The sequence below is a fragment of the Spirosoma migulaei genome (genome assembly GCF_054776855.1).
Window position 1 is genome coordinate 222,267 of sequence record NZ_BAAHBG010000027.1, and the last position, 21,264, is coordinate 243,530.

19 protein-coding genes and 1 tRNA gene are annotated in these 21,264 nt (G+C 48.2%); 10 read left to right on the plus strand and 10 right to left on the minus strand.

The genetic code is table 11. The features are described 5' to 3' along the window. Positions 1 to 39 precede the first annotated feature (39 nt). The 5 genes from ACYVGO_RS25810 to ACYVGO_RS25830 all read left to right on the plus strand — a co-directional run bounded on the left by ACYVGO_RS25810 (position 40) and on the right by ACYVGO_RS25830 (position 4,142). A complete protein-coding gene (locus ACYVGO_RS25810) occupies positions 40 to 1,278 on the plus strand; it encodes a THUMP-like domain-containing protein (RefSeq protein WP_460971746.1) in 1,239 nt (412 codons plus the stop codon). A 47-nt stretch (positions 1,279 to 1,325) separates the two neighbouring features. Further along, positions 1,326 to 2,009, plus strand: a complete 684-nt coding sequence (locus tag ACYVGO_RS25815; RefSeq protein ID WP_460971747.1) for a hypothetical protein — start codon at positions 1,326 to 1,328, stop codon at positions 2,007 to 2,009. 292 nt (positions 2,010 to 2,301) lie between these two features. After that, the gene (locus tag ACYVGO_RS25820; RefSeq protein WP_460971748.1) at positions 2,302 to 2,607 is read left to right on the plus strand and encodes a hypothetical protein; all 306 of its coding nucleotides are present in this window, start codon (positions 2,302 to 2,304) and stop codon (positions 2,605 to 2,607) included. A gap of 121 nt (positions 2,608 to 2,728) precedes the next feature. Further along, entirely contained in the window at positions 2,729 to 2,947 is a 219-nt protein-coding gene (locus tag ACYVGO_RS25825; RefSeq protein ID WP_460971749.1) for a hypothetical protein, read from the plus strand. A 334-nt stretch (positions 2,948 to 3,281) separates the two neighbouring features. Beyond that, a complete protein-coding gene (locus ACYVGO_RS25830; protein WP_460971750.1) occupies positions 3,282 to 4,142 on the plus strand; it encodes a DNA/RNA non-specific endonuclease in 861 nt (286 codons plus the stop codon). Positions 4,143 to 4,309: 167 nt separating this feature from the next. Here ACYVGO_RS25830 and ACYVGO_RS25835 read toward each other — a convergent pair whose 3' ends face one another. Both ACYVGO_RS25835 and corA read right to left on the minus strand, forming a co-directional pair. Next, positions 4,310 to 6,853 (minus strand): bifunctional UDP-N-acetylmuramoyl-tripeptide:D-alanyl-D-alanine ligase/alanine racemase, encoded by a 2,544-nt coding sequence (locus ACYVGO_RS25835; protein WP_460971751.1) that lies wholly within the window; start codon positions 6,851 to 6,853, stop codon positions 4,310 to 4,312. 40 nt (positions 6,854 to 6,893) lie between these two features. Continuing rightward, entirely contained in the window at positions 6,894 to 8,018 is a 1,125-nt protein-coding gene (corA, locus tag ACYVGO_RS25840) for a magnesium/cobalt transporter CorA (RefSeq protein WP_460971752.1), read from the minus strand. A 106-nt stretch (positions 8,019 to 8,124) separates the two neighbouring features. Between corA and ACYVGO_RS25845 the strand changes: the two genes are divergently transcribed. Then, on the plus strand, positions 8,125 to 9,348 hold the full coding sequence (locus ACYVGO_RS25845; RefSeq protein WP_460971753.1) for a hypothetical protein: 1,224 nt from the start codon (positions 8,125 to 8,127) through the stop codon (positions 9,346 to 9,348). Positions 9,349 to 9,438: 90 nt separating this feature from the next. Here ACYVGO_RS25845 and ACYVGO_RS25850 read toward each other — a convergent pair whose 3' ends face one another. The 3 genes from ACYVGO_RS25850 to ACYVGO_RS25860 all read right to left on the minus strand — a co-directional run bounded on the left by ACYVGO_RS25850 (position 9,439) and on the right by ACYVGO_RS25860 (position 12,860). Continuing rightward, positions 9,439 to 10,890, minus strand: a complete 1,452-nt coding sequence (locus tag ACYVGO_RS25850; protein WP_460971754.1) for a S41 family peptidase — start codon at positions 10,888 to 10,890, stop codon at positions 9,439 to 9,441. A 100-nt stretch (positions 10,891 to 10,990) separates the two neighbouring features. Then, entirely contained in the window at positions 10,991 to 11,833 is an 843-nt protein-coding gene (locus tag ACYVGO_RS25855) for a LytR/AlgR family response regulator transcription factor (RefSeq protein ID WP_460971755.1), read from the minus strand. After that, the gene (locus tag ACYVGO_RS25860) at positions 11,814 to 12,860 is read right to left on the minus strand and encodes a sensor histidine kinase (protein WP_460971756.1); all 1,047 of its coding nucleotides are present in this window, start codon (positions 12,858 to 12,860) and stop codon (positions 11,814 to 11,816) included. The genes ACYVGO_RS25855 and ACYVGO_RS25860 overlap by 20 nt, the downstream gene beginning before the upstream one ends. Positions 12,861 to 13,017: 157 nt before the next feature. Between ACYVGO_RS25860 and ACYVGO_RS25865 the strand changes: the two genes are divergently transcribed. Further along, a complete protein-coding gene (locus ACYVGO_RS25865; RefSeq protein WP_460971757.1) occupies positions 13,018 to 13,644 on the plus strand; it encodes a DNA-3-methyladenine glycosylase family protein in 627 nt (208 codons plus the stop codon). On the opposite strand, the gene ACYVGO_RS25870 is transcribed toward ACYVGO_RS25865, so the two are convergent. From ACYVGO_RS25870 to purL, 5 genes are all read right to left on the minus strand, one after another. Next, entirely contained in the window at positions 13,641 to 15,035 is a 1,395-nt protein-coding gene (locus ACYVGO_RS25870; RefSeq protein ID WP_460971758.1) for a DUF4403 family protein, read from the minus strand. The two genes, ACYVGO_RS25865 and ACYVGO_RS25870, sit on opposite strands and share 4 nt — an antisense overlap. A 50-nt stretch (positions 15,036 to 15,085) precedes the next feature. Further along, entirely contained in the window at positions 15,086 to 15,241 is a 156-nt protein-coding gene (locus tag ACYVGO_RS25875; protein ID WP_142773093.1) for a FeoB-associated Cys-rich membrane protein, read from the minus strand. Positions 15,242 to 15,365: 124 nt separating this feature from the next. Further along, positions 15,366 to 15,902, minus strand: coding sequence for a YfiT family bacillithiol transferase (locus ACYVGO_RS25880; protein ID WP_460971759.1), 537 nt, complete (start codon positions 15,900 to 15,902; stop codon positions 15,366 to 15,368). A 125-nt stretch (positions 15,903 to 16,027) separates the two neighbouring features. After that, the gene (locus ACYVGO_RS25885) at positions 16,028 to 16,828 is read right to left on the minus strand and encodes an inositol monophosphatase family protein (protein ID WP_142773091.1); all 801 of its coding nucleotides are present in this window, start codon (positions 16,826 to 16,828) and stop codon (positions 16,028 to 16,030) included. Positions 16,829 to 16,959: 131 nt separating this feature from the next. Next, positions 16,960 to 19,218: a phosphoribosylformylglycinamidine synthase subunit PurL gene (purL, locus tag ACYVGO_RS25890; protein ID WP_460971760.1), complete on the minus strand. Its 2,259-nt coding sequence runs from the start codon at positions 19,216 to 19,218 to the stop codon at positions 16,960 to 16,962. Positions 19,219 to 19,395: 177 nt separating this feature from the next. Between purL and ACYVGO_RS25895 the strand changes: the two genes are divergently transcribed. The 3 genes from ACYVGO_RS25895 (at position 19,396) to ACYVGO_RS25905 (ending at position 21,197) form a co-directional block, all read left to right on the plus strand. Further along, positions 19,396 to 19,480: transfer RNA gene (locus ACYVGO_RS25895), tRNA-Ser, on the plus strand. An 87-nt stretch (positions 19,481 to 19,567) separates the two neighbouring features. Further along, positions 19,568 to 20,149 carry an HIT family protein gene (locus tag ACYVGO_RS25900; protein WP_460971761.1) on the plus strand — a complete coding sequence of 194 codons (582 nt, stop codon included), beginning with the start codon at positions 19,568 to 19,570 and terminating at the stop codon, positions 20,147 to 20,149. A gap of 4 nt (positions 20,150 to 20,153) precedes the next feature. Next, on the plus strand, positions 20,154 to 21,197 hold the full coding sequence (locus ACYVGO_RS25905; protein WP_460971762.1) for a thiamine-phosphate kinase: 1,044 nt from the start codon (positions 20,154 to 20,156) through the stop codon (positions 21,195 to 21,197). Positions 21,198 to 21,264: the final 67 nt, after the last annotated feature.

Genomic DNA, 21,264 nt, shown 5'->3' on the forward strand with positions numbered 1-21,264 from the left:
AAGAAATTAAAAACAGGTTAAAAAGAAATTAATAAACGATTGTCTACTCTTCTTTCTCCCGCAGAACGTCAGTTCATTAAAGCCCATATTACCGACGATGTACGGGCTTTACTGCTGCGCCCGAACCCAACTGCACTAGACCTAAAAAAGCTTGCGTCACAAATTGTAGCCCGGCAAAAAGCAAAAGAAAAACTGCCTAGCTGGTACGCCAACGATCAGCTGATTTTTCCACCTGCCCTATCCGTAGAACAGGCTTCTTCCGAGCGAACGGCCCGGTATAAAGCCTCACTCGTTCAGGGAGAATTGTTAGTTGACCTTACAGGGGGTATGGGCGTAGATACCTGGGCATTTGCTCAACAGGTCAACCAAGTAGTGTACATAGAGCATCAACCTGAATTGGCAGCTCTGGCGGCTCACAACCTGCCACTGCTAGGGCTGGAGAATGTAACGGTTCAGACAGGAAACGGCCTGGCTCTCCTGGAAAATCCCACGCCGAATACAAGCCAGGTAAGCTCATCAACAAACCAGGCTGACTGGATCTATCTGGACCCACATCGGCGCGACGAACAGGGCGGGCGGGTGGTCAGTCTGGAAAACTGTGAGCCCGACATAACCCAACCCGGCACCGTTTCGGCCCTCTTAAAGCTGGCCGGAAAAATATTAATAAAGACATCCCCGTTACTTGACATCAATCTAGCCGTCAGACAGTTGTCCGGTTTTGTCGAATCTGTACATATTGTAGCTCTACAAGGAGAAGTAAAAGAAATTCTGTTTACACTTAGTAATCAGTTAATTACAAAAGACAACATAAAATTTAACACTGTTAACCTATTAAATGACAAGGATATTCTGTTACAATTTCAATGGCAGGACGAACTTACAGCGAACGTTCAATTGGGAGATCCCCAACGTTACCTATATGAGCCGAACGCAGCCGTATTAAAGGCGGGTGCATTCCGGTTAGTAGCCTCCCGGTTTGGCCTGACCAAGCTGGCACCCAATAGCCATTTATACACTAGCAATGAGTTAAAGCCCGATTTCCCGGGTCGGATATTCTTACTACAGGAAATTTGCAAACCCGATCAGAAAGCACTTAAAATGGCCGTTCCAGACCTAAAAGCAAACCTTACCGTGCGCAACTTCCCGCAAACCGTAGCGGAGTTGCGGAAAAAATTATCTTTACGGGAAGGTGGTTCTGTGTATATTCTGGCCACAACCTTACTCAATGGTGACAAACGCCTGCTAATCACCCAAAAAATTGACCAAACCCTATCGTAACAATTCACTTTATCCCGGCTTATAAACCGGACAAACCAACTATTCCAATGAACACTTTAGTACGTTACATCCTGATTATAGGGTTACTAGCCCTGGCAACTTCAACCTATGCTCAAACTGTTTATGCAGGTGAAAGCACAATTGATAAAGCGAAAGTATCCGGCCTGTATTTAACCCTGCAAGGCGATGGAAAGCAGATTGAAAAGGATTGGGAAGCCCAGCTCCAGAAATACGGCAAGCTCTCGTCATCCCGCGGTACCTATCGGGTTCCTAATGCTGATATTCCAGCTATTTCGTCGGAGCCGATCAACTTAGTGAGTACGGTAAAATCGTCCAGAACATCGGCTACAATTTTTGCTGCCTTCGACCTCGGTAATGGTAACTTCGTAACAACAGGAGGCACGGGTTACTCCGCTGCCGAAGCCCTGCTAAAAGGATTTGCCGACGGCACCCTGTATGGACAGGAAGTCAAAACAGCGGAAGTCAGTTTTGACGATGCTCAGAAAAATCACCAGAAAATGGTGCGAAAAGGCGAACAGCTCCAACGTGCCATTGAGCAAAATGCCAAAGAAAAAGAGAAGCTTCTGAAGCGCATTGACGATAACGCAAAAGAACTGGAGCAGCTTAATAAAGATATTGAAACGAATAAAACCGATCAGGCTACAGCGCTCACTGAACTGGAAAGTCGCAAAAAGAACGTTGAAGCAGTGAAGGCGAAGAAGAGTAATTAGGGTAGGTCAGTGAGTGGAATAAGGGCAATAGGTGAAGTAAGTTTTCACCTATTGCCCTTATTCCATTACCAACTGCGTGCAGGGTCAGTAAAACGAAGCCACCTCCTTATGAAACACGTTTCACTGTCCATCTTCCTGGAGTTGGTGATCCTTCCTGCCCAGTCATGTACACTCAGACGAGTAGAATACCCGCTCCTACCTTACTTACGGCTGGTCCTGCTAAACCTTAAGGAGTACTTCGGGTTAATCCACTAAGGCTCTATTCTTCTCAAATTGACGGCCTTTCACGAGTATGGATAACGAACAGATTAAACAGAAAATCGTAGCTGAGACAACGGCCCTGATGCCGTTAAAGGTTGATAATGAAGAAGTGATCAAGTACAAGTTCAGACACATTCAAACGCTGGTGACAGACTTGCAGAGCGAAGTAGCTGAAGAGCGCGCGATTTATTCGAACGCATTTAACCTCATGCAGGCTGCTATTAATGAGGAGTATAAACAGTTTAGTGAATCGGTCAATTACGAAGAAAAGGAACAGATACTGATTCAGATTAAGCACAAAGCGACTGAGGTATGCGAAATTTTACAAGCCAGTTAGATTCCTGTCCTTTAAAAAGGTTCAGAAAATGCTTGATAAATTAACTTTAATGGATGTTTAATAACTATTTAGTTTATAACAAGTTATGAGTAATGTACATTCACTTTACTCCGAATAAACAATGAAAAATGCAATGATTTTTGCTGTCGCTATACTGCTGATGTCTGGTGCAGCTTTCGCTCAGGATGAAACCAAGAAGGAAGCTAAAATGGAGCAAAAGCAAATGAAGAAAGACGCAAAAGCGATGAAAAAAGAGGGTAAGAAGGAAGGCAATGAGATGAAAGCTGATTCGGGAAAGGCGATGAAAAAAATGCATAAAAGCATGAAAAACAACAGCTAATCACAAGTCAGAAAAAGGAATATTCAGTACGATTAAAGCAAAACCAGCCCCATCAATGATGATGGGGCTGGTTTTGTATCAGGCAGGCACTTCAAATGGGTTCGTACGAACTATGTACTGTTAGGACTGATGAGGATGCTTTGCTATGAGCCCGAAATTCGTTCAGTATAGTTAGTTTCTTTACTTGAAAGCAATGAATCATTTTAACTAATTATTAGTCAAGATATTATACAACAATATACATATTCAGGATACAAATAATATCCAAATTATGTTAATAGTGATAAGAAAATAATATCTGGTTGTCTTAAACGTAGCTATCTATCTTTGATAGATGAAAACGTTTTCACAACTCATTATCTGTTTACTTCTAGTTTTTTCACTCGGCCAGTGTAAGCAACCGTCCGTACCGAGTGCAGTCAGTACAACGCCCACCCGTGACGATAATATGGCAATGGGTAATCCTGATGGAGCTGAGCCGTCAGCATTCAGTCCGAACACTTATCTGATTACCCGATCCACTTATTCGCTTTCCTACAATCAATCGACGGGGATTGCCAACTGGTGTAGCTGGCATTTAAGTTCAGCCTGGAAGGGTTCTGCTTCTCGTTATGCAGGCAACTTTATTCCTGATCAGTCATTGCCTGCTAGCTGGTACCAGGCTAGGCATGCAGACTACACAAATACAGGCTTCGACCGGGGACACCTATGCCCTTCGGATGATCGGGATAGTACGGCAGAGGAAAACAAAACCACATTCATCCTGACCAACATCGTGCCCCAGGCACCTCAACTGAATCGGCAATCCTGGTTGCGGCTGGAGGACTACTGCCGTAATCTAGTGGCTCAGGGTAATGAGCTATATATTATTGCTGGAACAGCGGGCAAAGGTGGTGAGGGTGATAACGGCAAGGCTATAACTATTGCCAGTGGCAAGCTAACCGTTCCTGCTGCGCTCTGGAAGGTGATTGTCGTATTGCCGATAGGATCGGATGATGTGAATCGGATAAACGCACAAACGCGAGTTATTGCAGTCTGGATGCCGAATACTAATACCACTGGCGAAGGGGCTTGGGGCAGCTACCGTGTCAGCGTCGATGAGGTGGAGAAAAAGACGGGATATAATTTATTGTCGAATGTGCCGGAGAGCGTACAGCGTATCGCTGAGTCGGGTGTAGACAAGGTTACTATTTAGGATTGCCCAAATCGTACGACACAATTCACTACGACCACCCTACTGATAAGTTTGCACTCAGGCCACTTCGTATCAAGGTGGTTTTGGCATTTACTACCTGCTTAGCTGATGGTACACCTGGCAAACGCTGGCTGGCATCGATGTATGTCAAAGGATGTTCAGTATAGTTAGTTTCCCTCCTTGAAAAACACCCGTTTTACCCGTTCACTAACACCCGTCAGGATCTCATACGGAATTGTGTCCATCTGTTTTGCCAGTTCCGTAATGGGTAGATCAGGACCAAAAATTATGACGTCATCCCCTTCCGAAGCCACTGCCGACGTGACGTCGATCATGGTCATATCCATGCACACATTGCCAACGGTTGGACAGCGCGTTCCATTTACCCAAACCTGACCAACGCCATTGCCCAGTCGACGATCGAAACCGTCGGCATAACCGATGGCCAGGGTGGCGATGCGGGCTTCATGATCAAGCACTCCCCGCCGGCTATACCCGATCGACTCCCCTGCCCGAACGGTTTTGATCTGACTGATCACCGTTCGAAGGGTGCCAACCGTCTGTAAAGCCGCCTGATTAATCCCACTGGCTTCAACTCCGTATAGACCAATACCCAGGCGAACCATATCGAGTTTATAGTCCGGAAAGCGTACGATACCGGCCGAGTTAAGCAGATGGCGCGTTGGACGGTAGCCTAAAGCCGCTTCGAGTATAGCTGTACTTCGCAGAAAGGTTTCATATTGCTGCGTTGAGAAGCTGTTGAACCGGGCATCATCGGAACCGACCAAATGGCTGAACACTGTTGCCACATGTAGATTATCGTGGCCTTTCAAGTAGTTCGCTACCTCTGCCAGCTCCGTTTCCAGAAACCCCAGCCGATGCATACCGGTGTCAATTTTCAGGTGCAGGGAGGTTTTGGCAGAGGGCATGGAGCGGGGAGCAGGGGGCAGGTCGCTCCCATCTCCATGCTCCTTGCCCCCTGCTCCCCGCTCCCTGCTCCCCGCTCCATGCACAAACCTCCCCCACTCCTGCAAAATACGCATGCTGTACAGTTCAGGCTCCAGGTTGTACGCCAGCAGCGCATCGAAGGTTTCAGGGGCAGGATTCATGACCATGATGGGTAGCTCGATCCCATTTTGCCGAAGCGCTATCCCTTCGTCGGCGTAGGCAACCGCCAGGTAATCGACCCGGTGAAATTGCAGGAGTTGTGCCACTTCCGTACTGCCACTGCCATAGGCAAAAGCCTTCACCATGACCATCAGCTTCGTGTCGGACCCTACTTTCTCCCGATAATAGTTCAGGTTATGCGTCAGCGCATCCAGATTTATGTCAAGAACGGTCCCGTGGACTTTCCGCTCCAGGCGGGCCACAATCCGCTCGAAGGAGAACGGCCTTGCCCCTTTTACCAAGACAGAACTGTCGCGCAGTTCGTGGAATGGGAACTGAGTTAAAAAGGCATCCGTGGTCGCGAAGAATAAACTGGAATCAGCAAAAAAATGAGCATTCCGACTCAGGACCGGGCCAATCCCAATAAATTGGTCAATTGCATTGGTGCGGATCAGTGTCCCAACCTGTTCATACAGATCGTGTTCGGCCTGACCCGACTGTAGTACATCCGACAGAATGACCACCCGACGAGTCCGGGTACTCTGTTGATTGAGAAAACTGAGCGCCAGTTGCAAGCCAGCAACGTCATTATTATACGAATCGTCAATCAGTACACAGTTATTGATACCCTCTTTCTGTTCCAGCCGCATTGAAACCGGTCTAAGGCGATTCAACCGGGCTTGCAGGGCCTCGGTAGTCCAGGGATGCAGCGTCAGGAGCGTTACCAGACAATGCATCAGATTCTCCACCGAAGCAGGGTCTGTAAAGGGTAATTTTAGCTGAATAGCCGTACCCTCTTTGCTTGTCAAGGTCAATTGGTCATGCTGCAACTTACCCTGATACGTAGCCGGTTTCCCATTCAGCGACCAGGTAATGACGTTCATAGTTGGATTGACCGCTTTGAGCAGCAGATGTACTTCTTCGTCAATATCGGTGTAATCGGAACAGTAAATGAGGGTATTGGCGTGAATAAATAGCCGGAGCTTTTCGGCTATTTTCTGTTTCCGGGTCCGGAACCCCTCATCATGGGCCGTGCCTATGTTGGTAAAAATGCCAATTGTTGGTCGGATAATGGCCTCCAGCGATTGCATCTCATGGACCTTGGAAATCCCGGCCTCAAATATTCCCAGGGTATGCTTATCAGTAAGTTGGTGAACCGACAGCGGTACTCCCAGTTGCGAGTTATAGCTCTTGGGACTTTTAACGACCACATACTCGTCAGGAGACTGCCCTCCATCAAGTAATTGGGCCAGCCATTCCTTCACAATGGTTTTTCCATTACTACCTGTAATGCCAATAATCGGAATATGAACTTGTTTCCGATGTTCAGCGGCCAGTGTTTGCATTGTTTGCAGACTACTATCGACCTCAATGAACGTTGCATCGGCATACGCAATGAATTCCGTTCGGCGCTCGGGTGTCAGCGCCGACCGTTCCACCACAAACTGACGGACACCTTTCTGGTAAAGCTCCCCAATAAAGTTGTGCCCATCATGGTGTTCGCCCTGTATGGCAAAAAAAACAGCATCCGTAGCATTCCCTGTCACTTGCCGGGAATCGGTAAACCACTGACGATTTATTAATTGCAAATTCTTCGTTTTCATACTACGGTCTGGACCACCCACCGGTTACCCAGGTTTTAAATTACATCCAGCGTCTCCGTCTGAAATACACAACCATACCTATGGTTACCAAAAACATAACCCCCCACACCACGAAATAACCGTTGCGGGTATGCAGCTCAGGCATGTTATCGAAATTCATCCCATACACACCCACAATGAACGTCAGTGGCATAAAAATCGCCGAAAAAATAGTGAGTGTTTTCATGACCGAGTTCATCCGGTTACTCACAATCGAGTAATAGACATCCATCAACCCAGCCGTTAATTCCCGATATGATTCCAGCGTTTCAATGACCTGCGTAACATGATCGGCCAGGTCGCGCAGGTAGGGCAGGGTGTTGTGCTGAATGACATCGGATTCCTCGCGAAGCAACGTATTGATGATGTCGCGTACGGGATAGACTGTTCGTCGAATAAAGGCCAGTTCACGCTTCAGGGTGTACAGGATCGCCAGGGTCTGCTGATTGGCCCGCTCCTGTACGATCTGGTCTTCCAGCTCATCCATTTTCTCGCCAATACGTTCCGTTATCAGGAAATAGTGATCGACAATGACGTCCATCAGGGCATAGAGCAGATAATCGGCCCCATTCCGCCGGGTTTTTCCGGCAGAGGCTTTAATCCGCTCGATGACGGGTTCGAAAATATCCCTGGTTCGCTCCTCCTGAAACGAGATCAGGTAATTTTTACCCAACACTAAGCTCACATGCTCCACATCCAGTTCCTGCCGCTGACGGCTGTGGTGCAGCATTTTGAGCGTTACATACACAATTGTACCAGCCGGATGAGCAACCCCATTGCCATTGCCGGGTGTTGGTTCATCATAGATATCTATTTTGGGTTTCTGCTCCGTATTAAGAACGTCTTCGAGCAATAATGGGTGCAAATGAAACTGCTGCCCCAGAGCCGCAACCACTTTCGGCTCATGAATCCCATCCACATCAATCCAGTTGATATAAGGTGTTTCGAAGCCCGGTAGCCGACAGGCACTTAGTTTACTACTATCGTCGATGCGATAGTCTGAGGCATTGAATTCAATGCGTTTAATTTTTGTGGCATGCTCAATTTCCGCCCCTACATAGGTTAGCGTACCGGGCGAAGTACCCAGCGTTTTCTCGGCAGAACGGTACCGTTTATGTTTCGACATAGGTAGTTTGTTGTTCCAGAAGCAACGCTACACTGATTTTTGGCATCAAAGATAAACCAACTACTCGGCGCGTTGTCAAAAGTTCAAAAAAACGTATCTTAACACCATGTTCCGCTGCATCCTACTCCTCCTTTTTACAACCGCTATCCTTACATCATGTAGCAGCGGCAAAAGTGCACTGAATCGGAACCACTTCGACTTAGCGGTTCAAAAAGCATCGAAGCGACTTCAGCAGCGGCCTGGGTTGAGCAAGCGTGGGCATACGATGGCTTCGCAGGTTCTGGAGCAGGCGTTTGTTCAGGCCTACGAACAGCACCAGACCGCCATCCGTCGGTTATCGGCCCCTTCCAGCACCGAGGCTTTTCGCTGGGAACGTGTTTATCAGGAATACGAGCAGCTCCAGGCCCTCACGGATAATGCCCGTCGTGGATTCGACCGTCGTGGATTCGACCGTCGTGGATTCGACCAGCAGTGCGAGACCTGTGCCGAATGGCTATCGGCCTACCCAAGCTCTTATCAGGATCGCCAGCAAGCCACCCGTGAGCTGGCCGCGGCTGATCGCTATCAGGTTGCAGAACAGGCATTTGCTTACCGACAGGAAAATAGACTGGCCGCTAAAGATGCCTACCTGAACTTTAGAAAAGCGGCTGACTGGATACCCAATTACCAACAGGCGAATGCAAAAGCGGCTGAATCCCTCCCCTTTGCCATCCTTCGTGTGGTGGTTGAACCGCTAAGCCCAACTCCTGAACTGAGCGCTGATGACAACCGGGAATTAGAACGTTTGATTTTACAACAGCTGGGGCGAAACACAACCCCCTCTCAATTTGTACGACTTTATCACCCGGATCCGCCCGGAGAATCCACGTTGGGAGACGGCTATCCGATTCATCAGGCTATCCAGCTAGTTGTGACCAACTACTCGCCCTTCCGCGAAAGCAATTCCTCTTCGTCCACAACGGTGTATAGCAATCAGGAGTACAAAGTCGGTGAGAAGAAAATAAACGACTCCACCAAAGTCGATGTCAAAGAAAAAGTATCGGGCACTCTGACAACCTACCGGCACGAAATTCAGGCTGGACTGGATCTGCGGATGCGGGCCCTGGACACGCAAACAGGTAATATACTGTGGGAAGAACCCGTTTGGGAAAGCCGTTCCTGGCAAAGTGAGTGGCAGTCTTTCAGTGGCGACGACCGTGCCCTGAACGGCCAGTCGCTGAAAACGGCCACTCTGTTCCCCCCTTCTCGCTGGCAACTTCTGGACAGCATGCGGGATGAACTTGCCGGCGATGTAGTCCGGCGACTCCTGTCGAAGTATAAAAATGATTAATTGTTCGCAAAAAGGGGTCAGTTGTCAGCTACGCCATATCTCGCAGATATGGCGTAGCTGACAACTGACCCTGACAAGCCTTTTATAAATTTATTGGCTCTTGGTCAATACCCCTTTCTTGGATTGAATGAGCGTCAATGTATATGACATGACCCGATCGTTGTGGTTCAGGACATCATCAACGGTGGGTTCAACCCTATGGTCGGGAATGATGCCGCGATCGGCGTATGGATAGGCTGATACGTTGGCCATATTGAAACCAAACATACCGATGCCGAGGTCAATTTTAGAATTGGGCAATTGGGTAATCGTGAAAATACCGCTACTGTTGACTTTGTACCCACCCCCACTCTCCTGCCCGATAAAAACGGTCTCACCCGGCCGCCGTTGTCGGTCGGCGTGAAGGCGGGCCGCAAACTCCGTCGTGACCGAAAAACTAGTACCATTCAGCAGTACGTAGAGGTTACCGTGGTAGGCATCTGCTTTAGGTTTTGTTTTACGCAATCCCCGATGCCAGGTAAACACATAGTCGGTTCCGCGTTTCTTAACGGCCAGTCCTTTCGCCATTCGGTACAGCTTTGATGTCCAGGCAGGGAACGAGTAACTCTTTTTCTGCCGAACACGGATATGATCATAATAACGGAAGGGTTGCCCGGCAAAATAACGGTATAACTGAACACCCCACGATTCTTCCCCGCCTTCGTTATCCCGCAGATCGAGTACCAGGTTCTGTACATTTTTCTGTTTGATTTCCCGGAACGAATCGGCCAGAAACTGAGTATAATCCTGCTCTTTTTTATCGCCCATAAACCGTTCGATGGTCATCAGGGCCGTTTGCGGATCTGTAAACGTCAGGCGAAAGGGCTTTTGCGGACTGGCTTTGTGCGTCTCGGCATAGGCTTTAATCGTCTGTTCCGTTACGGGCTGGAGTGTTATGGTTTTCGCTTCCCCGCCGATTTGGTAGGCCAGATTAAACGTAGTTGGAGCCTCAATGAACGTAGCGTAGTATCCCGAAAAATACCGATTCAGATCTTCCAGTTTTCCACCTATTCGATTCCCATCGGCAAAGGTCATCCTGGGCAGTAACGTCCGAATAATATCCGCCATCGGCTTACCGTTTATTGCGGTTACCTCTGCCCCATCCGGTACGGTAACGGAGCCGTAGTTACCTGTCACCCAGGCTTTCTCTCCCAGAACATAAAGCTTTACCGGAAACAGTTTATCGGCGTAAAAGGGGTAATGCTCATCTTTTCCCGAAACAATCCACTTAATATGCCCATCGCGCAAAGCGACCAGCAGTGGAGTCATGGTCACGTAAAATTCCTGTTGGGTCATGGGGCGGTTCAGCTGAGCGGCCGTTACCGAAAACAGCGAGTCGAATACGGGCTTCGGTGTGTACCGGTACATCTCCGGGTGCACTTCGTTAAGGGCTGTTCGGAAGCGGGTAAAATCCGTTTGGAGTTGCTCCGGTGTCAGGGTTTGCCCAATTAGCACCCGGTGTTGCGCTAGAAAAAGGAAGGAAATAATCAGGAGTCGTTTCATTAGCTGTTGCTTTTTGTACGAAGCAAAATTGGCCCAAACAAAACTCGACCGAAACGAAGCAACGACCGAAAAGGGGGCTTTTCTGACTGAAACGTCGATTTTACTCACCCAACCAACGCTTCAACTCACTGGCTTTTTCCCGGCTAACCACCACTTCTTCCTCAAAGCCCGGCTGTAAATTGATCTTGAGTTTGCCATTGAAATACAGGTAAACTTTATGAACCGCCTTCAGGTCGGCAATCACCTGTCGGTTAAGCCGAAAAAAGTGACGGGGATCAAGCAGTTGTGCCAGTTCATCAAGGGTGTGATCAAGGAGCCAGTCGTGATTGTCGTGGGTTTTGATGAACGTCAGTTTATTTCGACTGAAAAAATAGGCGACCTCCTCTACTGGCACCGAAAACAAACGCTGCCCCTGTTTAATCAGGAATCGGTCTTTGAAAACTGCGGGGGGCTGGGGGCGCGGAGCAGGGGGCACGGAGTCTGACGGAGACGATAGTTGCAGGTGTTGAAGCAAGGTTGCCAGTGATGCCTGTAGGCTTTTTTCACCCTGCTCCGCGCCCCCTGCCCCCTGCAACCCCAACAAAATCTGCTTCATCGACTGTAGTTTAGCCAATGCCTGCCGTAACTCCGCTTCTTTTACAGGTTTAAGGAGGTAGTCGATACTATTGACTTTAAATGCCTTAATGGCGTATTCATCATAGGCCGTTGTGAAAATAACCGGACTCGTTACAGGTATCTGGTTGAAAATATCGAAACTCTGCCCGTCGGCGAGTTCAATGTCCATAAAGATCAGATCCGGTTGAGGATTCGCCCGCAACCACTCCACCGATTCGTCGACACTAACTGTCATACCCACCACCCGAATGGCAGGCTCAATGTCACCCAGTAACCGCTGTAGCTTTCGGGCGGTGGGTTCTTCGTCTTCAATGATGAGAATAGTCATAGCGGGTTTCCTGAATGAGGGGCACCAATACCTGAAAGCAATCGTCCGATTGGTTGATCACCACGTCGGGCTGTCCCAGCAACCGGTATTTGGCGGTAATATGGGCTAGCCCGGTTCGGTTCGACGGGACTCTGTTTTGTTTCGGACGGCGTGTATTACTGACAACCAGATGCTTGTCGGCATCGGTATAAATTCGAATGACCAGCGGTTTGGCTGGGAGTGCCGTGTTGTGTTTAACCGCATTTTCAACCAGCAACTGCAAGGTCAGCGGAGGAATAAAAAAGGCGAGATACGACTCATCGACGGTAACGTCCAGTTCAACACTTCGCCCGAAACGCATTTGCAGCAAATTAAAATACGCCTGAATAAACGTCAGTTCACTCGCCAAAGACGTTAGCAGTTGCTCGTTGGTTTGAAGCACATACCGATAGACCGACGCCAGTTCCTCGATAAACGTTTCGGCCTGTTTCGGGTTTTCAGTCACCAGCGACGAGAGTGTACTCAGGCTATTGAATAAAAAATGGGGATTGATCTGTGCTTTCAGCGAATCGAGCTGACTTTGAAGGGCCTCCTTTTTAAGCTGCTCCGCTTCGTAATACGTTGCCCACCACTGTCGATACAGGTAATGGGCCTCGTAGATTACGGCCAGTGGAACAACAAATAAGAATGGAATCAGGGTATTGACCCAATAGGATCGGGTGGACATCGGGTAGCCCCAAAATTGAGTCACATCATAGAGGTAAACCAGGGCAACCCGCTGCACAACAGTTATGATTACAAACCAGGCCAGTTGCCTGCACACACGCGCTGTTGTCTGGTTCAGTCGGGGATACCGACGGCGCGCCTGGATAATACCCAGCCGGGCGACCTCCCAGATCAGGACGCATTCGGCCAGGCTTATCCCAAGCGCCACCCAGCGGCTGATATGCCGGGCATCGTTATCGGGTTGAAAGAATATAAAATTCGAGACGATTGAAATCAGGGGTACACCCACCAGCCGCAACCATCGGTCGTTCAGTTTTTCCATCGTCGGTAAAGATGCAATAACCCGCACTCAACCGAAAGTGAATGGTTTCTGAACTGTCGAAAAAACAGACCAGAGTGCATGAATAGGGTCTCTCAACCTGCCTGGTTATCTTTGTTGTTCAGGTAGCGCCTGCTCAGTAAGGCAAGAACAACCGTCCATGCAACTCACCAATTCTCCAGCCCTCGCCCACCTCGTGAGAGACCCGATTATGGCCCGTCTGATTGCCGAGACGGCCAACCCTAAAGTCTTTAACGACTACGCCGATGATGTGTATCTGGCGCTACTCGAAAGTATCGTGTCGCAACAGATCTCCGTTAAAGCCGCCGATGCCATTTTTACCCGTTTCCGGGCGTTGTTCCCGGAAAACTATCCTGACGCTTCGTTACTGCTTTTAAAAACGACCGACGAGCTACGGAGCGCGGGGCTGTCCTTCCAGAAAATTAAGTACCTGCAAAGTGTTGCGGAGTTCTCGCTCCAGCATCCAGTCAACCGGGCGCATCTGGATCCTATGTCAGACGAGGAAGTGGTGCAATATTTACTCCCGATCAAAGGTGTGGGCCGATGGACCGTAGAGATGTTGCTCATGTTCGTACTCGACCGCCCGGACGTTTTCCCTATAGATGATCTAATTATCCGGCAACGGATGCTGCTGGCGTATCCCGAACAAACCAGTGGCCTGACGGGCAAAGCGCTATACAAAATTTTACACGAAATAGCCGATGCCTGGCGACCGCACCGCACCACAGCGAGTCGATATTTATGGCGGTGGAAACCGGTACATTAAAACCGCTTCACCTGCACGGCTACTTTGGACTGGACTTTAATCAGGATCTGAACCCCTTTGGGCTGGACAACGATTCGCTGGGGCACTAATTTGAACGTATCAATATCGAGTGCCGTTTTCTGGCCAACTTTAGCCTTAGAAAAAGCGGTTTCTATTTTTTCGGGAATGGATGAAATCGGCTGCCGAAGTGGAATAACCATGGCCGCCTGAATCGTATCGCGCAGGTGGTCATGCAGGAGCCAGTCGGCCGTAGATAATAGACGCTCCTCCGTATCCACGTCAAAATCTACGTTCTGAATACGCAAGGTGTTGGTCAGTGTATCATAGGCCGGTGTACCATGAAAATAGAGCGTTCCATGCACCTTTCCGCCCACATCGGCTTTCAGGATCAGCTTTTTCCCACTCCCGTACATGGTCGTATTTTTTATCATTATGTTGCCGCCCATTAGCTTCAGCTTCTGTTTGTCCAGCGTCTTGGCCAGCACCTGGTTCACATCGGTATAGGGAATAAAGGCCAACACCTCCAGGCGCGAGGCTTCGGGCAATGCATTCCGGCGTAAGAGTTGGGGAAGACGTTCCAGGGAATCCACTACGGGTTTGGGGCCTAAGCGCGTATCAACCCGAAAGGCAATTTGAATGGGTACCGTAATCTGTTTTGTATTGCCATAAACGGGGGCGGCTGCAATGCTAAACGGCCTTGGAATCAGCCATATATTTTCGGGGACTTTGGCAACACGCAGCGGTTTCTGCATATCCCGCCAGATCTTACTTACCTCCTTATCCAGGCGTAGCCCCCGATGAACGGCATTATCAATGGCTTGTTCGATATCGGCCCGACGCTTATCGAGGATCGTTTCGGCAATGTTTTTCACGCTGATGTTTATCCCCAGCAACCGAACCTTGGGTTCCAGGGTCCAGTGATATTCTTCAAATTTGACTTTTGTTTGCAACCGCCAGTTTGGTCCTATCCCCACCGGACTGGTAAAATTTACCGCCAGCGCACACAGTGGTCGGCTTTTTCGATCCTTGCTTTTACGAAGGCCAATTGGATTGGTGTAGTAGACCTGCAGGGGAGCCGAAAAAAACACCCGTCGATTTTCGTAGCGAATCTGCACGGGGCCGGTTCGCTCAACCCGAAGCCGCCAGGCTTCCCCTTTTTTTCCTTCGAATGTTTCTTCGGTAACCAGTGTGGTCGACAGACCCTTATTGACCTTTCGTTCCAGGTCGCGGATGTTGAAGGTGAGGTTCCCGGCCATATACGACACGGGATCTGTTACGGGAGGATCGAAGGCTTCGGCAGTGGGTGCAGTGGGTTTAACACGCTTACATCCCTCGAACCCGATACCTATGGTCAGTAAAACTAAAAAACCGATGATTCGTTGAGCATTCATTGCTACAAGAACCATCGGAATACTAAAATGTTATCTCCCAATAATCATATTCATTTTTCGGTCGTGTGCAGGGTCGGTTTCGCATCCGTAGCACAACCGCATCCTTTTCCGCAACCCGCCTGTTTTTTCGAAAAACTTCGGTACACCCGTCGACCTAAATAGGCCAGCGCAGCCGCAAAAACGAGAAGTATGATGAGTTCCTGCATAGCTTTTTAATGAATAATGGCTAATGTACAATGGATAATGCGTTTCTACTTATTCGTGAGTACCTAAATCATACTGCATTTTCACTTTACATTTTTCATTGTACATTATCCATTATACATTATTTCACACCCAACCGTTCCTTTCCGCTAGCCGATAGGCGTGTTGATAGTGGTGTTCGCTGTGCCAGGCGTACAGGGCAATTACTTCGGCCAGTAAAAAGGTGCGCTGGCTACCGGGGTGATAATACGTTCGCTGTAATTCGGCCTCCGAAAGTGCCTCAAGGACGGTTACCCAACGTAAATGCAGGTTTTTGAGAATAGCCAGCGATGGGGCAATAGCGAGTCTGGCATCCGGGAGTTTAGCCCATTCGCCTTCTTCATACGGGCTGATGGTTGGATGCGGTTCAGTTAACGCCAGTTTCGTTCGGACATAGGCGTTGATATGGCTATCGGCCACGTGATGAACCAACTGACGAACAGTCCAGCCGCCGGGACGATAGGGTGTATCGAGCCGATCATCTTCCCACTCACTAACCAGTTCAGCTAGTTTATCGGGGAGGGTAGCAATGATTGCAATATGCCGGTTCGTATCGTCAACTGAGAACGATTGACCATACACAAAATCACCAATCGGGTAACGGAGGGTATCAATAGCCTGCATAGCTTTTCAAAAGATGGTGGACACAAATAACGTAGGGCGTCGGTCTGGCAAAATCGTCCGATTTTCAGAATTTGGCTAGTCCGGTTTTGCAGACTGGGCCAAGCCTGAGCCTGGCCCAGACATTATCATCCCCAATATTCCTGAATTGCCTTTATCAACTCCGGGTGTACTCCGCAACCGGCTATTACATCGCCCCGGAATAGAAACTCATTGCCCCCTTCGAAATCAGTTACCACGCCACCGGCCTCCTGAACGAGCAACACACCCGCTGCCATATCCCAGGAATTGAGGTTGTATTCATAAAAGGCTTCAAACCGTCCACAGGCTACATAGGCCAGATCGATGGCGGCCGAACCCAACCGACGCAGGCCGTGCGTTTGCTTCATGAGTGATTCCAGAATGCGCAGGTATTGTGGCATCTGTTCGAAGTGATAGTAGGGAAATCCAGTCGCAATCAGGCTCTCACCCAGTTGGGTAGCGGGCGAAACCGAAATTCGATTGCCATTGCAATAGGCACCTCCCCCCTGCCAGGCCGAGAAACACTCGTTGCGATTGGGGTCGTAGATGACGCCGGCAATGGGTGTTTTGCCCTGGGCGAGTCCGATACTAACCGAAAACACGGGTAAATCATGAATGAAATTGGCCGTGCCATCCAGTGGGTCGATCACCCAGTTGAGGGCCTCTTTGTCGGCTTCCTGCCCGGTGGTTCCCTCTTCGGTAATAAACCCCGCTTCGGGCAGTAACTTGCTCAGTTTCTCAACTAACTGCTTTTCGGTTTCTTTATCGACGTACGAAACCAAGTTATTCAGTCCCTTGTATTCGATGGATTCGCGCTGGAACTTGCTCCGTTCCTGAAGCAGAAACGCCCCGGCTTCGGTGGCGATGGTACAGATTTCTTTGGTGATCTCGACTAAATCAACTGCCATATTATTGCGAATTCTCCCTAATAGAAAAAGAGGTTTAACCACAGAGGCACAAAGAACACAGAGTTTTCCAGATTTTAGTCGTTGGGTTCTTTGTGATCTCTGTGCCTCTGTGGTTACTCCTTTTTAGATGTTTACGCCATTATTTTCCCTAATGCAGTATCGTACAGCCCTTTCGCTTCAGATACGCTCAGGATTAGGTTCTCGTCGATCACAAAGTCCTGGGCCGTTACGGTTCCTAACAGCACGAACGGCAATACGCTATCTTCCAGATAACCAACCACATGCTGGTGCTGCTCGGGCGAAATCGAAATAACCACCCGGCTCTGGCTTTCGCCAAACAGGAAGGAATCCGTGCGGTGACGGGTATCGGTCGCAATTGCAAACCCCGTGTTACCTGCCATGCCCGACTCCGCCAGCGTTACGAACAGGCCACCATCCGATACATCGTGCGCCGACTGAAGCCAGCCGTGCCGAATCATGGTTTTGATACCCTCCTGAACGCGCCATTCGGTTTCAAAATCAAAGGTTGGCGCGGGCGATGCCTTAATGCCCAGGTACGAATACAGGTATTCCGAGGATGCAATATCGTTGGTTGATGGGCCTACCAGGTAAATCAGATCGCCTTCGTTCTTGAAGTTCAGCGTCATCAGATCGTCGGGGTTTTCCATCAGGCCCAGCATGCCGATGGTTGGCGTCGGGAAAACGGGGCCATCGTCGGAGCTTTGGTTGTAGAAACTGACGTTACCGCCCGTAACCGGGGTACTGAACCGACGGCAGGCTTCGCCCATACCCTGCACGGCTTCCACAAAATGCCAGTACACTTCCGGCACATACGGATTCCCGAAGTTCAGGTTGTTGGTGACAGCCAGTGGCTCGCCACCCGAGCAAACGATGTTGCGGCAGGCTTCGGCCACGGCGATCATAGCCCCCTGACGCGGATTGGCATTCACATAGCGGCTGTTGCAATCCACGGTAATGACGATGGATTTATCGGTAGCGGGTAAGCCGGGGCCTTTCACCCGCACTACAGCCGCATCGGAGGGGGCGTTGGTACTGCGGTTGGCCGTCCCCACCATTGAATCGTATTGTTCGTACACCCATTTGCGCGAGCAGATGTTCGGGTGGGTCAGCAGGTGCTGGGCTATTTTTTTGATGTCGTCGGTTTCGATATCGTCAACCTCCTCCACATCGAATTTGGCATACTCCTTAATATAGGCGGGCTCTTTGTACGCCCGCTCGTACTGGGGTGCGCCACCGCCTAACACCAGGTCGTAGGCGGGAACATCGGCCACGAGCTGACCGTAGCGGTAGAAATGCAGCCGACCGAGGTCATTTTCTCCTTTGGCCGTTACTTCCCCGATCTGCGCGCAGTTCAGATCCCATTTATCGAAAATACCCTGAATAATATGCTCTTTCCCTTTCTCGATAACCACCAGCATCCGCTCCTGCGACTCCGACAACAGGATCTCGAACGGTGCCATGTTGGGTTGACGCGTGGGCACTTTGTCGAGGTCGATGATCATACCGTGCTCGCCCTTCGCGCTCATCTCGGACGTGGAGCAGATGATACCAGCCGCCCCCATATCCTGAATCCCGATCACGTAGCCGGTAGCAATGATTTCGAGGGTGGCTTCGAGCAGTAGTTTTTCCATGAACGGATCGCCGACCTGTACTGCTGGCAGCTTGTCGGTCGAAGCGGCCGAAATATCTTCCGACGCGAAGGTAGCGCCGTGAATTCCGTCTTTCCCGGTGGCCGATCCTACAATGAACACGGGATTACCCACCCCGTAGGACGTTGCTTTGGCGGATTTGCCCACTTCTACGATACCCGCCGAGAAGGCATTCACGAGCGGATTGGTGTTGTAGCACTCATCGAAGAACAGCTCACCACCCACGGTTGGGATACCAAAGGCATTGCCATAATCGCCGATACCTTTTACGACACCCCGCAGCAGCCGTTTGGTTTTGGCCAGTGTCAGATCGCCAAACCGGAGCGAGTTCAACTGGGCTATGGGCCGGGCACCCATGGTAAATATATCGCGGTTGATCCCCCCAACGCCCGTTGCCGCCCCCTGATAGGGTTCCAGTGCTGACGGGTGGTTGTGCGACTCGATCTTGAACGAACAGGCCAGCCCATCGCCAATGTCGACCAGACCCGCATTTTCTTCACCGGCTTTGGCCAGCATCCGGTCGCCATCGCGGGGGAGTGTTTTCAGCCAGAGGATGGAGTTCTTATAGGAACAGTGTTCCGACCACATCACCGAGAAGATACTCAGTTCGGTAAAATTGGGCCGACGACCTAAAATTTCGGCAATCCGGTCAAATTCTTCGGGCAGCACGCCCAATTTCCGGGCCGTTTCAAGCGAGGGTAGCGATTCAGTAGCGTCCATGTTAGCGAATTGTGAATGAATGAGTTAATACTGGTTGGTATAGGCGAGTGCCGTATTTTACGCCGGTACGAATGCATTCATTCGCTCATTGAATATTGGCAAAACTACGGTTTTTGGCCGAAAATGGCCCGCAGTGGGTTGACAAATATCGAAAGACTCGTATATTTGCACCCAGAAAGAGAGATGGCAGAGTGGTCGATTGCGGTGGTCTTGAAAACCACTGACTGTAACAGGTCCGGGGGTTCGAATCCCTCTCTCTCTGCTCAACAAAACTTAAGGCACTCATAATCAATGATTTGAGTGCCTTTTTTTGTATCATTTAGTCTACATCTTTTAAGGGTAAAAAATAATGGATTGCAGCATATGTACCGCTATTAATATTGATACTCATTTACCCCAGAATAAGGTATTATTTGAATCTAAAAGCTTTATCTTATTGCCAACAATTGGCCCTTTAGTTGCAGGTCACGCTATGCTTGCTAGTAAATTGCATTATGAAAGTTTAGGTCAAATGGGATTAGAGGCAATCAATGAATTTAAAGGTATACTATCATATTTTGAGAATAAATTTTCTTTTTTCTCAAATATGCTTATTACTGAACATGGATCATACAATCAACAAAAGGGAGGGGCATGTGTAATACATACCCACATTCATTTAATTCCAAATTATAGCGATTGCTATAATATATTAGACGAAATCCTCCCAGAATTAGAAAATCCTGAGTTAACTAATTTAGCTACTACACATGCACCATATATATTAAATATGAATTCGCAAGGTGATTTAAAAATTTATGAAGCGTACAATTCATACTCTCAAATTGTAAGAAAAGCAATATGCAATAAGTATAAGAGATACGATAGCGATTGGGCAGCTGATTCAAAACCAGAGTTAATTCAAGAAACTATTAATGTATGGAAATTTTAATTTCATGGAAGAACTACTAAATCCAGATGGAGTTCATACATGGCTTTCAGCACTTTGGCCAAAACAACTTTATCCAAACTTAATTGCAGGAATTAATGATGATGATTGTGCTATAATTAAAGTTGGAAACCAAGAAATTATAATTACAACTGACTATTTAAATGCAAACCCAATAGCTAAACAATTGGGCATTGCTACTAATAGGGATTTAGGAAGATTATTAGTAGGAGCAAATTTATCTGATTTATTAGGTACAGGTGCAGAACCCGTTGCTTTTTTAGCATCTATAATGATGAGAAAGGGGACTAAACTTGAAGATTTTAAAGAATTAATAGATGGAATAAAATATCAACTTGATCTATATGGCATACCCTTAGTTGGAGGGGATACTAAACTGGGATCGAATGATGTGCTTTGTGGAACCGCTATAGGTATTTGTATAAAGCCAAATAAATTATTTATAAAGAATGGTGCTAAAAAAGGTGATAAAATTTGGCTTTCAGGAGAAGTTGGTAATGTAGGTGCCGCAGTTAACGGACTTTCTACAAGGAAAATGAGCAACGATTGGATTGATTGGGCTAAAAATATTCTAGTATCTCCAGATTTACCATTTGACAAATCTATGCAGCTTTCAAGGTCTGGCTTTGGAAAAGGGGGAACAGATATAAGTGATGGCTTAGGAGAAAATCTATATGATTTATGTGAATCAAGTAATGTCGGTGCAATAATATATGCAGAAAAAATTCCGGTTAATGATAAAGTAAAAGAATTAGCAAGTATATTAAGTATACCACCTTGGTTTTTCTCATTTAGCCTAGGCGGTGATTTTCAATTCATTGTTACTGCAAACCTTGAGCATTCTTACTTTTTGGAAAAATTAGGTTTTTTTGAGATTGGGGAAATCAAAGAAGCTAATAATATATTAATGTGCGAAGAAGGTTCATTTTTTCAATTACCTAGAATAGGGCATACAGATTTTAACCTTGATACATTTTCACTAGAAGTACAATATATGTTAATGGAATTAAAACGTGCTTTTGGTAAATGATAAACCCTACAGAAATAACAAATAGCCAAAAAGAAATAGAAAAACTTTTCTATTTAAGTCGGATCGT

Coding starts and splice junctions, on each gene's coding strand:
- ACYVGO_RS25815 (WP_460971747.1), top strand. CDS start 1,326: ATGAACACTTTAGTACGTTACATCCTGATTATAGGGTTACTAGCCCTG.
- ACYVGO_RS25820 (WP_460971748.1), top strand. CDS start 2,302: ATGGATAACGAACAGATTAAACAGAAAATCGTAGCTGAGACAACGGCC.
- ACYVGO_RS25825 (WP_460971749.1), top strand. CDS start 2,729: ATGAAAAATGCAATGATTTTTGCTGTCGCTATACTGCTGATGTCTGGT.
- ACYVGO_RS25830 (WP_460971750.1), top strand. CDS start 3,282: ATGAAAACGTTTTCACAACTCATTATCTGTTTACTTCTAGTTTTTTCA.
- ACYVGO_RS25835 (WP_460971751.1), bottom strand. CDS start 6,853: ATGAAAACGAAGAATTTGCAATTAATAAATCGTCAGTGGTTTACCGAT.
- corA (WP_460971752.1), bottom strand. CDS start 8,018: ATGTCGAAACATAAACGGTACCGTTCTGCCGAGAAAACGCTGGGTACT.
- ACYVGO_RS25845 (WP_460971753.1), top strand. CDS start 8,125: ATGTTCCGCTGCATCCTACTCCTCCTTTTTACAACCGCTATCCTTACA.
- ACYVGO_RS25850 (WP_460971754.1), bottom strand. CDS start 10,890: ATGAAACGACTCCTGATTATTTCCTTCCTTTTTCTAGCGCAACACCGG.
- ACYVGO_RS25855 (WP_460971755.1), bottom strand. CDS start 11,833: ATGACTATTCTCATCATTGAAGACGAAGAACCCACCGCCCGAAAGCTA.
- ACYVGO_RS25860 (WP_460971756.1), bottom strand. CDS start 12,860: ATGGAAAAACTGAACGACCGATGGTTGCGGCTGGTGGGTGTACCCCTG.
- ACYVGO_RS25865 (WP_460971757.1), top strand. CDS start 13,018: ATGCAACTCACCAATTCTCCAGCCCTCGCCCACCTCGTGAGAGACCCG.
- ACYVGO_RS25870 (WP_460971758.1), bottom strand. CDS start 15,035: ATGAATGCTCAACGAATCATCGGTTTTTTAGTTTTACTGACCATAGGT.
- ACYVGO_RS25875 (WP_142773093.1), bottom strand. CDS start 15,241: ATGCAGGAACTCATCATACTTCTCGTTTTTGCGGCTGCGCTGGCCTAT.
- ACYVGO_RS25880 (WP_460971759.1), bottom strand. CDS start 15,902: ATGCAGGCTATTGATACCCTCCGTTACCCGATTGGTGATTTTGTGTAT.
- ACYVGO_RS25885 (WP_142773091.1), bottom strand. CDS start 16,828: ATGGCAGTTGATTTAGTCGAGATCACCAAAGAAATCTGTACCATCGCC.
- purL (WP_460971760.1), bottom strand. CDS start 19,218: ATGGACGCTACTGAATCGCTACCCTCGCTTGAAACGGCCCGGAAATTG.
- ACYVGO_RS25900 (WP_460971761.1), top strand. CDS start 19,568: ATGGATTGCAGCATATGTACCGCTATTAATATTGATACTCATTTACCC.
- ACYVGO_RS25905 (WP_460971762.1), top strand. CDS start 20,154: ATGGAAGAACTACTAAATCCAGATGGAGTTCATACATGGCTTTCAGCA.